The 13,343-nt window shown below is 65.0% G+C and carries 12 protein-coding genes; 10 read left to right on the top strand and 2 right to left on the bottom strand.

Going from position 1 to position 13,343, the window contains the following annotated elements:
- Window positions 1-69: 69 nt before the first annotated feature.
- From ABID59_RS08430 to lpxB, 10 genes are all read left to right on the top strand, one after another.
- Window positions 70-828, top strand: a complete 759-nt coding sequence (locus ABID59_RS08430; RefSeq protein ID WP_148753684.1) for an isoprenyl transferase — start codon at window positions 70-72, stop codon at window positions 826-828.
- Window positions 829-881: 53 nt separating this feature from the next.
- Window positions 882-1,667 carry a phosphatidate cytidylyltransferase gene (locus ABID59_RS08425; protein ID WP_502916779.1) on the top strand — a complete coding sequence of 262 codons (786 nt, stop codon included), beginning with the start codon at window positions 882-884 and terminating at the stop codon, window positions 1,665-1,667.
- Window positions 1,668-1,671: 4 nt separating this feature from the next.
- Window positions 1,672-2,895 carry a 1-deoxy-D-xylulose-5-phosphate reductoisomerase gene (gene dxr, locus ABID59_RS08420; protein ID WP_354032789.1) on the top strand — a complete coding sequence of 408 codons (1,224 nt, stop codon included), beginning with the start codon at window positions 1,672-1,674 and terminating at the stop codon, window positions 2,893-2,895.
- Between the two features lie 44 nt (window positions 2,896-2,939).
- Entirely contained in the window at window positions 2,940-4,091 is a 1,152-nt protein-coding gene (gene rseP / locus ABID59_RS08415) for an RIP metalloprotease RseP (protein ID WP_148753687.1), read from the top strand.
- A gap of 176 nt (window positions 4,092-4,267) precedes the next feature.
- Entirely contained in the window at window positions 4,268-6,805 is a 2,538-nt protein-coding gene (gene bamA / locus ABID59_RS08410; protein ID WP_354083058.1) for an outer membrane protein assembly factor BamA, read from the top strand.
- 162 nt (window positions 6,806-6,967) lie between these two features.
- A complete protein-coding gene (gene lpxD / locus ABID59_RS08405) occupies window positions 6,968-8,035 on the top strand; it encodes a UDP-3-O-(3-hydroxymyristoyl)glucosamine N-acyltransferase (RefSeq protein ID WP_354083057.1) in 1,068 nt (355 codons plus the stop codon).
- The gene (gene fabZ / locus ABID59_RS08400) at window positions 8,032-8,493 is read left to right on the top strand and encodes a 3-hydroxyacyl-ACP dehydratase FabZ (RefSeq protein WP_148753690.1); all 462 of its coding nucleotides are present in this window, start codon (window positions 8,032-8,034) and stop codon (window positions 8,491-8,493) included. The genes lpxD and fabZ overlap by 4 nt, the downstream gene beginning before the upstream one ends.
- 117 nt (window positions 8,494-8,610) lie before the next feature.
- A complete protein-coding gene (gene lpxA, locus ABID59_RS08395; protein ID WP_354083056.1) occupies window positions 8,611-9,402 on the top strand; it encodes an acyl-ACP--UDP-N-acetylglucosamine O-acyltransferase in 792 nt (263 codons plus the stop codon).
- 19 nt (window positions 9,403-9,421) lie between these two features.
- Window positions 9,422-10,279, top strand: a complete 858-nt coding sequence (locus ABID59_RS08390; RefSeq protein WP_354083055.1) for an LpxI family protein — start codon at window positions 9,422-9,424, stop codon at window positions 10,277-10,279.
- Window positions 10,276-11,457, top strand: a complete 1,182-nt coding sequence (gene lpxB, locus ABID59_RS08385) for a lipid-A-disaccharide synthase (RefSeq protein WP_354083054.1) — start codon at window positions 10,276-10,278, stop codon at window positions 11,455-11,457. Before ABID59_RS08390 ends, lpxB begins: the two co-directional genes overlap by 4 nt.
- Here the strand turns inward: lpxB and ABID59_RS08380 are convergent.
- The gene (locus ABID59_RS08380) at window positions 11,454-12,221 is read right to left on the bottom strand and encodes an SDR family NAD(P)-dependent oxidoreductase (RefSeq protein WP_354083053.1); all 768 of its coding nucleotides are present in this window, start codon (window positions 12,219-12,221) and stop codon (window positions 11,454-11,456) included. The genes lpxB and ABID59_RS08380 overlap by 4 nt on opposite strands.
- Entirely contained in the window at window positions 12,218-13,333 is a 1,116-nt protein-coding gene (locus tag ABID59_RS08375) for an ABC transporter ATP-binding protein (RefSeq protein WP_354083052.1), read from the bottom strand. Before ABID59_RS08375 ends, ABID59_RS08380 begins: the two co-directional genes overlap by 4 nt.
- Window positions 13,334-13,343 lie beyond the last annotated feature (10 nt).

Raw genomic sequence — 13,343 nt, 5'->3', positions numbered from 1 at the left:
GGGAACACCGCTTCGCACCTTGCGCTCACGCGGCCCTTCGGGTCCGGATCATGTTTTAAGGCTGCCGTCATGTCCAACGCCGCCGCGCCCGCCACGGAAGGACCAGACCGGTCCGACGCGCCTGCGCATGTCGCCATCATCATGGATGGCAACGGGCGGTGGGCGGCTGCGCGCGGTCTGCCGCGGGCGGAGGGGCATCGCCGCGGCGTCGAGGCGCTGCGCCGCGTGGTGCGTGCCTCGCACGAGCTCGGCATCCGCTATCTCACCATCTTCTCGTTCTCCTCGGAGAACTGGTCGCGCCCGGCGAGCGAGATCGGCGATCTCTTCGGTCTGCTCAAGCGCTTCATCCGCAACGATCTCGCGACCCTGCATCGCGACGGCGTCAAGGTTCGGATCATCGGCGAGCGCGACGGGCTCGAGGGCGACATCTGCGCGCTGCTGAACGAGGCCGAGGAATTGACGCGCGACAACACGCGCCTCACGCTCATTGTCGCCTTCAACTACGGCTCGCGGCAGGAGATTGCGAAAGCGGCCCAGAAGCTTGCGCGCGAAGTCGCAGACGGCAGGCGCGATCCTGCCTCGATCGACGCCGATGCTCTCGGCGCCCATCTCGACGCGCCCGACATTCCCGATCCCGATCTCATCATCCGCACCAGCGGTGAGCAGCGCCTGTCCAATTTCCTGATGTGGCAGGCTGCCTATAGCGAGCTCGTGTTCGTGCCGGTCCATTGGCCCGATTTCGACAAGGCGGCGCTTGAAAGCGCGATCGCCGAATTCGCCAGGCGCGAGCGCCGTTTCGGCGGCCTGGTCGCGAAAACCGCCTCGTGAGCGAACACGACGCCGCACCGGCGGGCTCTGCGCCCGCTTCCAGCAATCTAGTGATGCGAGTCCTCGCAGCGCTGGTGCTGGCGCCGCTCGCGATTGCGCTCGCCTATGCCGGCGGCTGGCTGTGGGCGCTCCTCGTTACCCTGGTGTCGATCGGGCTGTTCGCGGAATGGCTGATGGTGGTGGGGGCGGGGTCTGCCGCGCTGACCGCTTCCGGGACAATCGTTCTCGCCATCATGGGCTTCTGCGTCGCGTTCGGTGCCCTCAAGACCGGCGTCATCGCCGGCTGTGTCGGCGGCGCGATCGTGACGCTGATCGCGCGGGGCAAGTTCGTCTGGGCCGCAACCGGATTCGCCTATGCTTCCGCGGCCCTGCTGGCCTCGATCCTGGTGCGGCAGGATCTCGCGCACGGCTTCGCCGCGCTGATGTTCGTGCTGCTGGTGGTGTGGGCGACCGATATTGGCGGTTATTTCGCTGGCCGCAGCATTGGCGGACCGAAGCTATGGCCGCGCGTCAGCCCCAAGAAGACCTGGGCCGGCGCGTTCGGCAGCTTTGCGGCGAGCCTTGCGGTCGCGGCCGGCTTTGCCGCCTGCGGGACCGGAAAGGCGGTTCCGCTGCTGCTCGTGAGCGCCGTCCTGACCGTGGTTTCGCAGCTCGGGGATCTCTTCGAATCCGCGGTGAAAAGACGCTTCGGCGTCAAGGATTCCAGTCACTTAATTCCCGGCCATGGCGGACTTCTGGACCGCCTCGACGGCTTTGTCGCCGCCATCCTGGTGGCATGGATTATCGGCTTCCTCCGCCATGGTGTGCATAGCGCCGGAAGCGGTCTTATGGTTTGGTGAGGATATGAGCGCTGTCCCTTTGCGTAACAACAAGCCTGTTGCGGCCGACATCCGCAGCGTCACGGTGCTCGGTGCCACCGGCTCGATCGGCGATAGCACGATGGATCTGCTGCGCGCCTCGCCCGAGCGCTATCGCGTCGAGGCCCTGACCGCGAACGGCAATGTCGAGGCGCTGGCGAAGCTTGCGAAGGAATTCTCCGCGCGCTTCGTAGCGATCGCAGACGCCTCCAAGCTTGCCGAGCTCAAGTCCGCACTTGCAGGCACGAGCACCGAATGCGGCGCCGGCGAAAGCGCGGTGATCGAGGCGGGCGCGCGTCCGGCCGATTGGGTGATGGCGGCGGTGAGCGGCGCGGCCGGACTGAAGCCGGCTCTGGCTGCGGTCGATCGCGGCGCGCATGTCGCGCTCGCCAACAAGGAATGCCTGGTTTGCGCCGGCGATTTCTTCATGCAGCGCGCGGCGAAGGCGGGCGCCTGTATCTTGCCGGCCGATTCCGAGCACAACGCACTGTTCCAGGCGCTGGCATCAGGCAATCGCGACGAGCTGGTTCGTGTCATCATCACCGCTTCGGGCGGCCCGTTCCGCACCTGGAAGCCGGCCGACATCGAGCAGGCGACCCTCGAACAGGCCCTGAAGCATCCGAACTGGACCATGGGCCAGAAGATCACGATCGATTCCGCCTCGATGATGAACAAGGGGCTCGAGGTGATCGAGGCGTCCTATCTGTTCGCGCTGAGCCCGGACGAGATCGACGTTCTGGTGCATCCGCAGTCGATCATTCACGGCATGGTCGAGTTCTCCGACCGCTCGGTCATGGCCCAGCTCGGCTCCCCGGACATGCGCACGCCGATCGCCCATTGCCTCGGCTGGCCCGACCGGATCAAGGGACCGGCAGCCAAGCTCGATCTGGCCAAGATTGGCCAGTTGACCTTCGAGGCACCGGATTTCGAGCGGTTCCCCGGGCTTCGCCTGGCCTTCGATGCGCTCCGGCACGGGAAGGGGGCAACCACCGTCTACAACGCCGCCAACGAGGTCGCGGTCGCGGCCTTCATCGCCGGCAAGATCCGGTTCGGCGCCATTGCCCGGCTGGTCGAGGCGACGTTGGAGGACTGGATCCGGGGCGGGAACCACGGCCCCATGACCTCAGCGGACGATGCAATATCCGTTGACCATGTTTCGCGAAATAAAGCTGCCGCCCTATTGCCTCAAATTGCCTTAAAGGCATCCTAGGTAGTTCGGGGCCAGGGCCTTGCGGCGCTGGATGAGGGAATTCGATGATCGACTTTTTCGTCCATAGTTTCAATACGTTGAGCCATGGGCTCCTCGGTTACGCGGTTCCCTTCCTGTTCGTCCTGACCATCGTCGTGTTCTTCCACGAGCTTGGCCATTTTCTGGTCGCGCGGTGGGCCGGCGTTCGGGTGTTAACCTTTTCGCTCGGTTTCGGACCTGAGCTGGTTGGTTTCAACGACCGCCACGGCACCCGCTGGAAGATCTCGGCGATCCCGCTCGGCGGCTACGTCAAGTTCTTCGGCGACGAGAGCGAGGCTTCGACCCCGTCAGCCGAAGCGCTGGCGGCCATGACGGCCGAGGAGCGCGCCGGCAGCTTCCACCACAAGAAGGTCGGCCCGCGCGCCGCCATCGTCGCGGCCGGTCCGATTGCCAATTTTATCCTCGGTGCCCTGATTTTCGCAGGCATGGCCCTGTATTACGGCAAGCCGAGCACGATCGCGCGCGTCGACGGCGTCGTCGCCGAAGGCGCTGCGGCCGCCGCCGGCTTCAAGATCGGCGACGTCGTCGTGCAGATCGACGGCAAGCCGATCGAAAGCTTTGCCGACATGCAGCGGATCGTCGCGACGAGCGCCGGTTCAGCGCTGGCTTTCCAGGTGAAGCGGGATGGCGCGATCGTGTCGCTGACCGCGACGCCGGCGCTGCTCGAGCGCAAGGATCCGTTCGGCAACAGCCACCACGTCGGCGTGCTCGGCGTCGAGCACAAGTCGCAGACCGGTGAGGCCTCGACCGCCCCGGTCGGTGTCGGCGAGGCGCTCAAGATCGGGGGCGAGCAGGTCTGGTTCATCATCACCAGCACCTTCAAGTTCCTGGGCTCCTTGTTCATCGGCCAAGGCAATCCGAATGAGGTCAGCGGCGTGCTTGGCATTGCCAAGATGTCGGGGCAGGCGGCCAGCGCCGGGTTCCAGTTCGTGATCAATCTGTGCGCCGTGCTGTCGGTCTCGATCGGGCTTCTGAACCTGTTCCCGATCCCGCTGCTCGATGGCGGCCACCTTCTGTTCTACACGGCCGAGGTGGTCCGGGGCCGTCCGCTGTCCGAGCGGACCCAGGAGATGGGATTCCGAATCGGGCTCGGCCTGGTGCTGATGCTGATGGTGTTTGCCACCTACAACGACATCCTGCGAATGGCGGCTTCTTGATAGGGGCTTTTGTGTGGCGTTGCTATTGGGCAACGTCTTGGAATGAAATTGAAATTGCGGCGCGCTCGGCCGTTTGCGGCGTCGGTGAAATTGGCTACAAGCGGCTTCGAACTTGGGGAATCTCCCAGACCGACTTTGGGGTTGGGTCTGGTAAGTTGATAAGGGCGCGTTGCGCAATGAAGTTTGGACTGCGACTCCGGGGGGGCTTGCTCGCAACCCTGATCATGTTCGGCGCGCCGGTGTTTGCCCCGGTTGGGGCTGTTTTGGTGTCTTCGTCTGCGCTCGCTCAGACCGTGCAGTCGATTTCCGTCGAAGGGAATCGCCGCGTCGAGGTGGAGACGATCCGCTCCTATTTCAAGCCCGGCCCCGGTGGTCGCCTCGATCAGGCCGCCATCGATGACGGCCTCAAGGCGCTGATCGAGACCGGCCTGTTCCAGGACGTGAAGATCAACCGCGGCGCCGGCGGCCAGATCGTCGTCTCCGTGGTGGAAAACCCGGTGATCGGGCGCATTGCCTTCGAGGGCAACAAGAAGATCAAGGACGAGCAGCTCACCGCCGAAGTCCAGTCCAAGGCCCGCGGCACGTTCTCGCGCGCCATGGTGCAGTCGGACACGCTGCGAATCGCCGAAATCTATCGCCGTTCCGGCCGCTATGACGTGACCGTCACGCCGGAGATCATCGAGCAGCCGAACAACCGCGTCGATCTCATCTTCACGGTCAACGAAGGTGCCAAGACCTCGGTCAAGTCGATCGAGTTCATCGGCAACACCGCGTTCTCATCCTACCGCCTCAGGGACGTCATCAAGACGCACGAATCGAATCTGCTGAGCTTCCTCAGCAGCGGTGACGTCTACGATCCGGACCGCGTCGAGGCCGACCGCGACCTGATTCGGCGCTTTTACCTGAAGAACGGCTTCGCCGACGTTCAGGTCGTGGCCGCGCTCACTGAATACGATCCGGAGAAGAAGGGCTTCAACGTCACCTTCAAGATCGAGGAAGGCCAGCAGTACCGCGTCGGCACCGTCGATTTCCGCACCAGCATCCAGAACTTCGACCCGAGCACGCTGCGCAGCTTCTCGCGCGTCAATGTCGGCTCGCTCTACAACGTCGAATCGGTCGAGAAATCGGTCGAGGACATGCAGATCGAGGCCTCACGCCGCGGCTATGCCTTCGCAGTGGTGCGTCCAGGCGGCGATCGCAATTTCGATGCGCACACCGTATCCGTAGTGTTCAACATCGACGAAGGTCCGCGCACTTATATCGAGCGCATCAATATCCGCGGTAACACGCGTACCCGTGACTACGTGATCCGTCGCGAGTTCGACCTCTCCGAGGGCGATGCCTACAACCGTGCGCTGGTCGATCGCGCCGAGCGCCGCTTGAAGAATCTCGACTACTTCAAGAGCGTGAAGATCACGACCGAGCCGGGCTCTTCCAGCGACCGTGTGGTCCTGCTCGTCGATCTCGAGGAAAAGTCGACCGGCGACTTCTCGGTCTCCGGTGGTTACTCCACGACCGATGGTGCGCTGGCCGAAGTCTCGGTCTCCGAGCGCAACCTGCTCGGCCGCGGTCTGTTCGCCAAGGCGTCGGTCACCTATGGCCAGTACGCCCGCGGCTATTCGCTGTCGTTCGTCGAGCCTTATCTGCTCGACTACCGCGTCGCGCTGGGCCTCGACCTCTATCAGCGCACACAGCTGTCCAACAGCTACATCTCCTACGGCACCAAGACGCTGGGCTTCAGCCCGCGCCTCGGCTTCGCCCTGCGTGAGGACCTGTCGCTCCAGCTGCGCTACTCGATCTACCAGCAGGAAATCACGCTGCCGTCCTATCTGGCGAACTGTAACAACGTCGTCGGCTCACCGGCATACAACCCGAGCCCGGCCTTTATCAACGCAACAACAGGCGTCGATCCGATCCTGACAGGCAATCTCGGCTGCTACGGCGACGGCGAAGCGTCGCTCCCGGTGCGCAAGGAACTTGCGAACGGCAAGACCCTGACCTCGGCGCTCGGCTATACGCTGACTTACAACACGCTGGACAACAACAAGAACCCGACCGACGGCCTGCTCATCGACTTCAGGCAGGACTTCGCCGGCGTCGGCGGCGACGTCTCCTACCTGAAGACCGTGGCCGATGCGAAGTACTACCAGTCGCTGGTGTCGGACCTTGTCGGTCTCGTCCATCTCCAGGGCGGTATCCTGAACAAGGTCGGCAGCACAGATCTGCGCATGCTGGATCATTTCCAGATGGGCCCGAACCTCGTCCGCGGCTTTGCGCCGAACGGCATCGGTCCGCGCGATTTGAATCCCTTTGGTACGCAGGACGCGCTCGGCGGCACCAAATATTGGGGCGCTTCGCTCGAGTTGCAGATGCCGTTCTGGTTCCTTCCGAAGGAAGTGGGTCTGAAGGGCGCTGTCTATGCCGACGCCGGCGGTCTGTTCGACTATCAGGGCCCGACGACGTGGTCAGTGACCAACGAAATGACCACGACCAGGAACTCGACCTGTACGCCATCGACCGTCAACCCGGCCTCGACTGGAACTTGTACCGGCCTGGTGTATGACAATGGCAATGTGGTGCGATCGTCGGTCGGTGTCGGCCTGATCTGGGCTTCGCCGTTCGGACCGCTGCGCTTCGACTATGCAGTGCCGCTCACCAAGGGCAAGAATGACCGCACGCAGGAATTCCGGTTCGGCGGCGGCACCTCGTTCTAATTCGATCAGCAGGGCATGATCCGCCCGCTCGGGAGTTCCTTGTAGCGATTGCTTCCAGGAACTCCCTGCGGCCGGTCGCCAAAAAGATCGTGCTCAATCCATGAGATAAGGCATGATGCGGCCTTTCCGCTTCATGCCGAAGCCGGACCGCGACGGGGTGGAATGGCGCAGCCGACCTTCTTTAGGAAACCGCCGGCATCAACGCTGGCTGAGATCGCCGCGCTGACCAAGGCGCAACTGGTCGACCCTGCCAGGGGCGGTCATGGCGTCACGGGTCTTGCTTCGCTGGACGAAGCCGGCCCGATGCATCTGGCGTTCTTCGACAACCTCAAATACGCCGATGAGCTCAAGGCGACCAAGGCTGGTGCCTGTCTTGTGAGTCCGCGCTTCGAGGCCCAGGTGCCCGCGCACGTGGCCGTGCTGCGGGTGGCGCAGCCGTTCCGCGCCTTTGTCGGGATCGCCCGGGCATGGCATGGCGATGCGTTGCGCCCGCAGTCCTGGTTCGGCAATGACGGCATTGCGCCATCAGCCATCATCGACCCGTCGGCGCGGCTCGAGGACGACGTCATCGTCGAGCCGCTGACCGTCATCGGTCCGGATGTCGAGATCGGCAGCGGCTCCGTGATCGGTGCCGGTGTGGTTCTTGGTCCGGGCGTCAAGATCGGGCGGGACTGCAATGTCGGCGCCCGCACGGCCATCCAGTGCACACTGATCGGCAACAACGTGCTGATCCACCCCGGCTGCTCGATCGGCCAGGACGGCTACGGCTTCATCTTCTTCGGCCCCGAGGGCCATCTGAAGGTGCCCCAGACCGGCCGTGTGCTGATCCAGAACAATGTGGAGGTCGGCGCCGGCACCACCATCGATCGCGGCTCCTTGCGGGACACGGTGATCGGGGAGGGCACCAAAATCGACAATCAGGTCCAGATCGGCCACAATGTGACGATCGGCCGGAACTGCCTGCTCGCGGCCCAGATCGGGCTCGCGGGCAGCCTGACGATCGGCGACAACGTGGCGCTGGGAGCAAAGGTTGGCATCAACAATCACCTCAAGATCGGTGACGGAGCCCAGGTCACCGCGATGAGCGGGGTCAAGGACGACATCCCGCCGAACGGTCGCTGGGGCGGTTTTTTTGCCAAGCCGACCAAACAATGGTTCAAGGAAATTATCGCGGTGGAGCGCCTGGTACGCGACAGCAAGGCCGATCCGAAGGACGAGGGACGGGAATGACGGCGGAATCACCTGTTAAGTTCGAGCTGGTGGATATCAATGCGATCCTCCAGACCCTGCCGCACCGCTTTCCGATGCTCCTGATCGACCGTGTGATCAACATCCGGGCCGATTACAGCGGCATCGGCATCAAGAACGTCACCTTCAACGAGCCGGCCTTCCAGGGCCATTTCCCCGAACGTCCGGTCTATCCGGGCGTGATGATGATCGAGGCGATGGCGCAGACCGCCGGCGTGATCGGCATCAAGTCGGTCGAGGGCACCGAGAAGCCGCGCGCGGTCTATTTCCTCACCATCGACAAGTGCAAGTTTCGCAAGCCCGTGCTGCCCGGCGATACCATAGAGTATCACATGCGCTCGGTCGGCCGCCGCAAGGCAATGTGGTGGTTTCACGGGGACGCCAAGGTCAACGGCCAGATCGTCGCCGAAGCCGATGTCGGGGCGATGCTGACGGACTGAGGGGGAGTGGCGAGAGCGGCGAAACACGCCGAGATCATACGTCACTGGACAGATCGGGCGCAGTCGCGCTAACCACCGGAAAGCCGAGCAAGTTCAACACATAGTCAGACCTTCTTGATGAGTAAGATCGACCCCACCGCACGGGTGGAAGACGGCGCCGTGATCGGCGAGGGCACCGAGATCGGGCCCTTTTGCATCATTGGTCGCAACGCCCGGATCGGGGCCGATTGCAAGCTGATTGGACAGGTGACCGTCATCGGCCATACCTCGGTCGGGGACAATTGCGTGATCTCGCCGTTTGCGGTGCTCGGCGGCGCACCGCAGGACCTCAGCTACAAGGGCGAGCCGACCACGCTCGACATCGGTTCCGGTTGCATCATCCGCGAAGGCGCGACGATGAACGTCGGCACCGTCAAGGGCGGCGGGAAGACGCGCGTCGGCAACGACGGCTATTTCATGAACAACAGCCATGTCGGCCATGACTGCATGGTCGGCAACAACGCGATCTTCGCGACCTCGGCGACGCTCGGCGGTCATTGCGAGATTGGCGACGCCGTCTATATCGGCGGGCTGTCCGCGGTGCACCAGTTCACGCGCATCGGCTCCTATGTGATGGTCGGCGGCCTCTCGGGCGTGCGCGACGACATCATCCCGTACGGGCTCGCCAACGGTCAATATGCGGTGCTGGAGAGCCTCAATCTCATCGGCATGAAGCGGCGCAAGTTCACCAGACAGCGGCTCGCCACCGTGCGCGCGTTCTACCAAAAACTCTTCCATGGCCCCGGCACCTTCGCCGAGCGGCTGGAGGCGGCGCGGTCCCTTGAGAGCGAAGATCCTGCGATCGCCGAAATCCTCGGCTTCATCGGCAAGGGCAAGCGCCCGCTCTGCCTTCCCGCCATCGAGAAGTGACGCCGGGATGGCCGCGGATATGACATCGGCGGCTCCAGGCGTTTCATCACCGGTCGGTGTGGTCGCGGGCGGTGGTGCGATGCCGTTCGCGGTGGCCGAGTCGCTCGCCGCGCGCGGCATCACGCCGGTGCTGTTTCCGCTGCGAGGCGCCTGCGATCCGGTACAGGTGGAGAAATTCCGCCACCGCTGGATCTCGGTCGGTCAGCTCGGCCGCGCCATGCGGCTGTTCCGCGAGGAGGGCTGCCGCGACCTGATCTTCATCGGCACGCTGGTGCGGCCTTCGCTCACGGAAATCCGCTTCGACGTCACGACGTTGCGGCTGCTCGGCAACGTCATCCGCGCCTTCCGCGGCGGCGACGATCATCTGTTGTCGGGTGTCGGCCGCATTCTCGAGCAAGGCGGCTTTCGCATGGTCGGCATCAAGGACGTCGCGCCCGACCTGCTGATGCCAGAGGGCTGCGTCACCCGTGCCTGGCCGGCCGACAATGCCAAGGCTGACATCGAACGCGGGCGCGCGGTGCTCACCGCGCTCGGGCCGTTCGACATCGGTCAGGCCGCCGTGGTGATCGACGGCCATGTGGTGGCGGTCGAGGACATCGAGGGCACGGATGCGCTGCTCGCGCGCGTGGCGCGGCTGCGCGAGGAGGGCCGCATCCGTGCCGCGACGGGGCGTGGCGTGCTGGTGAAGGCGCCGAAGAGCGGCCAGGATTTGCGCTTCGACCTGCCGACGATCGGCGCGCGCACGATCGAGGGCGTCGCCAAGGCCGGCCTTGCCGGTGTCGCTGTCATCGCCGGCAACACCATCGCCGCCGAGCCGCAGGCGATGATCGGGCTCGCCGACGCCAAATATCTCTTCGTCGTCGGTCTGCCCGCGTGATGCCGACCCGCGATCCCCAACGGAAGATCTTTCTGATCGCGACGGAGGAATCCGGCGACCGGCTCGGCTCGGCGCTGATGAAGGTGCTGCGCCAGCGCCTCGGCGACGGCGTGCAGTTCGAGGGCGTCGGCGGCCGCACCATGGCGCGCGAGGGGCTCGAGACGCTGTTTCCGATCGAGGAGCTGTCGATCGTCGGCTTTGCCGCGGTGGTGCAGCAATTGCCGAAGATCCTGGGGCTGATCCGCGAGACGGCGGATGCCGTGACCGAGTCCGCGCCCGACGCGCTGGTCATCATCGACAGTCCCGATTTCACCCATCGCGTCGCGCGCCGCGTCCGCGCGAAGAATCCGGCGATCCCCGTCGTCGACTACGTCTCGCCCTCGGTCTGGGCCTGGCGGCCCGGCCGCGCGCGCGCGATGCTCGGTTATGTCGATCACGTGCTGGGTCTGCTGCCGTTCGAGCCGGAGGAGTACCGCAAGCTGAAAGGGCCGCCATGCAGCTATGTCGGCCATCCCCTGATCGAGCAATTGCCGTCGCTGCGCCCGAACCTTGACGAGCAAAAGCGCCGCGACAGCGAGCCGCCGGTGCTGCTGGTGCTGCCGGGCAGCCGCCGCAGCGAGATCCGGCATCATCTCGGCCTGTTCGGCGCCGCGCTCGGGCGATTGCAGGACGAGGGCCGCGCGTTCGAGTTGATGCTGCCGACGATGCCGCACCTCGAGGCCACCGTCCGCGCGGGCGTGGCGACCTGGCCGGTCAAGCCGCAGATCGTGGTCGGCGAAACCGAGAGGCGCGCCGCATTCCGGATCGCGCGCGCGGCGCTGGCGAAATCCGGCACCGTGACGCTGGAGCTCGCGCTCTCGGGCATTCCGATGGTGACCGCCTATCGCGTCGGCGCGATGGAGGCCTTCATCCTGCGCCGCGCGATCCAGGTCTCTTCGGTGATCCTCGCCAATCTCGTGATCGGCAAGGACGTGATCCCCGAATTTTTGCAGGAGGACTGCACGCCGGAGAAGCTCGCAGCCGCACTGGCCGAGGTGTTGAGCGAGACGCCGATGCGCAAGCAACAGGTCGAGGCGTTTGCCCAGCTCGACACCATCATGTCCACCGGCAACAAATCACCGAGCGTGCTCGCCGCCGACATCGTGCTCGCGACGATGCGGAAGGGACGGCGAAGCTAGGCCAAGCCGCCGTCGACCCGGAAGCACTGGCAGGTGATGCGCCGGCTCGCGTCGGAGGCGAGGTAGAGCGCCATGTCGGCGATATCATCGGGCGTCACCGCATCGGGAATGGCCTGCCGCGTGCGCAGTTCGGTGATGGCCTGCTCGTTGGGAAACCACAGCTTCCGCTGCCGCTCGGTGATCACCATTCCCGGCGCGATCGCGTTGACGCGGATGCGGTCGGCGCCGAACCGGCGGCCCAGTGAGTTGGTGAAGCCGACGATCGCAGCCTTTGCCGCGGCGTAGACCGGGAGCGCCGGTGCGCCGCGGATCCAGGCGACCGACGACATGTTGACGATCGAGCCGCCGCCGCGCGCCTGCATCTGCGGCACCACGGCTTGTGCGGCAAAGAAGACGTGCTTGAGATTGACGCCGATCATCCAGTCGAATTCGGCCGGCGTCACGTCTGCCAGCACCTGGCGCTGGTCATTGGCGGCGTTGTTGACGAGGACCGCGGCATCGCCGAGCGATGCCTGCACCTTCGCCAGCGCCGCGCGCAGGGCGTCGATGTCGAGGAGGTCGCAGGGCACGAATAGCGGAGCGGTGCCGGACGTTTTCGCCACCTCGTGCGCCAGCGCTTCACCCGCCGGCGTGTCGATGTCGAGGAAGGCGACGCGGGAACCTTGGCTCGCAAAAGCGCGCACGAAGGCGGCGCCGATGCCGCTGGCGCCCCCGGTGATCAGCACCACGCGGTCCGCGAGGTCGGGGTAGCTCGTCTTGGTCATGCGATCAGTCGCTCCGTCTCAGGGTCGAACAGGCAAATGCGGCGGGTATCGAGGGCGAAGGAGGCGGTCCCGCCCGGCGTCGGGCGGATGTCCGGCGAGATGCGCGCCTGCGCGGGTTCGCCGCCGAGTCGCAGCAGGACAATGGTCTCCGCGCCGGTAGGCTCGACCAGCTCGACAGGCGCGGTGACGATAACAGGCGCGCCCGTGGCGCCAGAGAACACGCGATCCCCCTCGGCGATGCATTCCGGCCGGATCCCAAGCACCACCTCGCGGCCGACATAGGACGTAGCTGCGTCGTAGTCTTGCAGGTGGATACGGAGCTCGTCCGGCCGGCCGGCTCCGATCACCGCCACAGGCCCGCCGGCATTAGCCTCGAGCCGTGCCGGCATCGTGTTCATCGGCGGCGAGCCCATGAAGCGGGCGACGAACAGATTGGCCGGATAGCGGTAGACCGTGTCGGGGTCGGCGAATTGCTGCACCACGCCGCGATGCATCACGGCGATGCGGGTTGCCATCGTCATCGCCTCGATCTGGTCGTGGGTGACATAGATGATGGTGGCGCCGATGCGCTGGTGCAGCCGCTTGATCTCCATCCGCATCTCGACCCGCAGCTTGGCGTCGAGATTGGAGAGCGGCTCGTCGAACAGGAAGAGCAGGGGATCGCGCACCAGCGCGCGCCCCATCGCCACGCGCTGGCGCTGGCCGCCGGACAGTTGCGACGGCTTGCGGCCGAGCAGCGGCTCGATCTGGAGCAGCTTGGCCACGTTCGCCAACGCCTTCTCTTGCTCCGCCTTGGCGACGTGTCGGCATTCCATGCCGAAGGTGATGTTCTGGCGCACCGTCATCGACGGATAGAGCGCGTAGGACTGGAACACCATGGCGATGTCGCGGTCCTTCGGCGGGACATCGTTGACCACGCGTCCGCCGATCTCGATCGTGCCGTCGCTTGCCCGATCAAGCCCGGCAACGATGTTGAGCAGCGTGGACTTGCCGCAGCCGGACGGCCCGACCAGCACGGTGAATTCACCGCTCTCGATGTCGAGGTCGATGCCCTTCAGCACCTCCAGATTGGCGTAGCGCTTCGACAGCGCGCGAATGCTTAGTGCTGCCATGACACATCCA

This window comes from Bradyrhizobium sp. S3.3.6 (genome assembly GCF_040546905.1).
GTDB classification, from domain to species: Bacteria; Pseudomonadota; Alphaproteobacteria; order Rhizobiales; family Xanthobacteraceae; genus Bradyrhizobium; species Bradyrhizobium cytisi.
The sequence above is the reverse complement of the archived record's forward strand: the minus strand, read 5'-3'. Positions and strand labels throughout refer to the sequence as shown.

Bases quoted from the DNA above. Each gene is read 5' to 3' on its own strand.
- ABID59_RS08430 (WP_148753684.1), top strand. From the start codon at position 70: ATGTCCAACGCCGCCGCGCCCGCCACGGAAGGACCAGACCGGTCCGAC.
- ABID59_RS08425 (WP_502916779.1), top strand. From the start codon at position 882: ATGCGAGTCCTCGCAGCGCTGGTGCTGGCGCCGCTCGCGATTGCGCTC.
- dxr (WP_354032789.1), top strand. From the start codon at position 1,672: ATGAGCGCTGTCCCTTTGCGTAACAACAAGCCTGTTGCGGCCGACATC.
- rseP (WP_148753687.1), top strand. From the start codon at position 2,940: ATGATCGACTTTTTCGTCCATAGTTTCAATACGTTGAGCCATGGGCTC.
- bamA (WP_354083058.1), top strand. From the start codon at position 4,268: ATGAAGTTTGGACTGCGACTCCGGGGGGGCTTGCTCGCAACCCTGATC.
- lpxD (WP_354083057.1), top strand. From the start codon at position 6,968: ATGGCGCAGCCGACCTTCTTTAGGAAACCGCCGGCATCAACGCTGGCT.
- fabZ (WP_148753690.1), top strand. From the start codon at position 8,032: ATGACGGCGGAATCACCTGTTAAGTTCGAGCTGGTGGATATCAATGCG.
- lpxA (WP_354083056.1), top strand. From the start codon at position 8,611: ATGAGTAAGATCGACCCCACCGCACGGGTGGAAGACGGCGCCGTGATC.
- ABID59_RS08390 (WP_354083055.1), top strand. From the start codon at position 9,422: ATGACATCGGCGGCTCCAGGCGTTTCATCACCGGTCGGTGTGGTCGCG.
- ABID59_RS08380 (WP_354083053.1), bottom strand. From the start codon at position 12,221: ATGACCAAGACGAGCTACCCCGACCTCGCGGACCGCGTGGTGCTGATC.
- ABID59_RS08375 (WP_354083052.1), bottom strand. From the start codon at position 13,333: ATGGCAGCACTAAGCATTCGCGCGCTGTCGAAGCGCTACGCCAATCTG.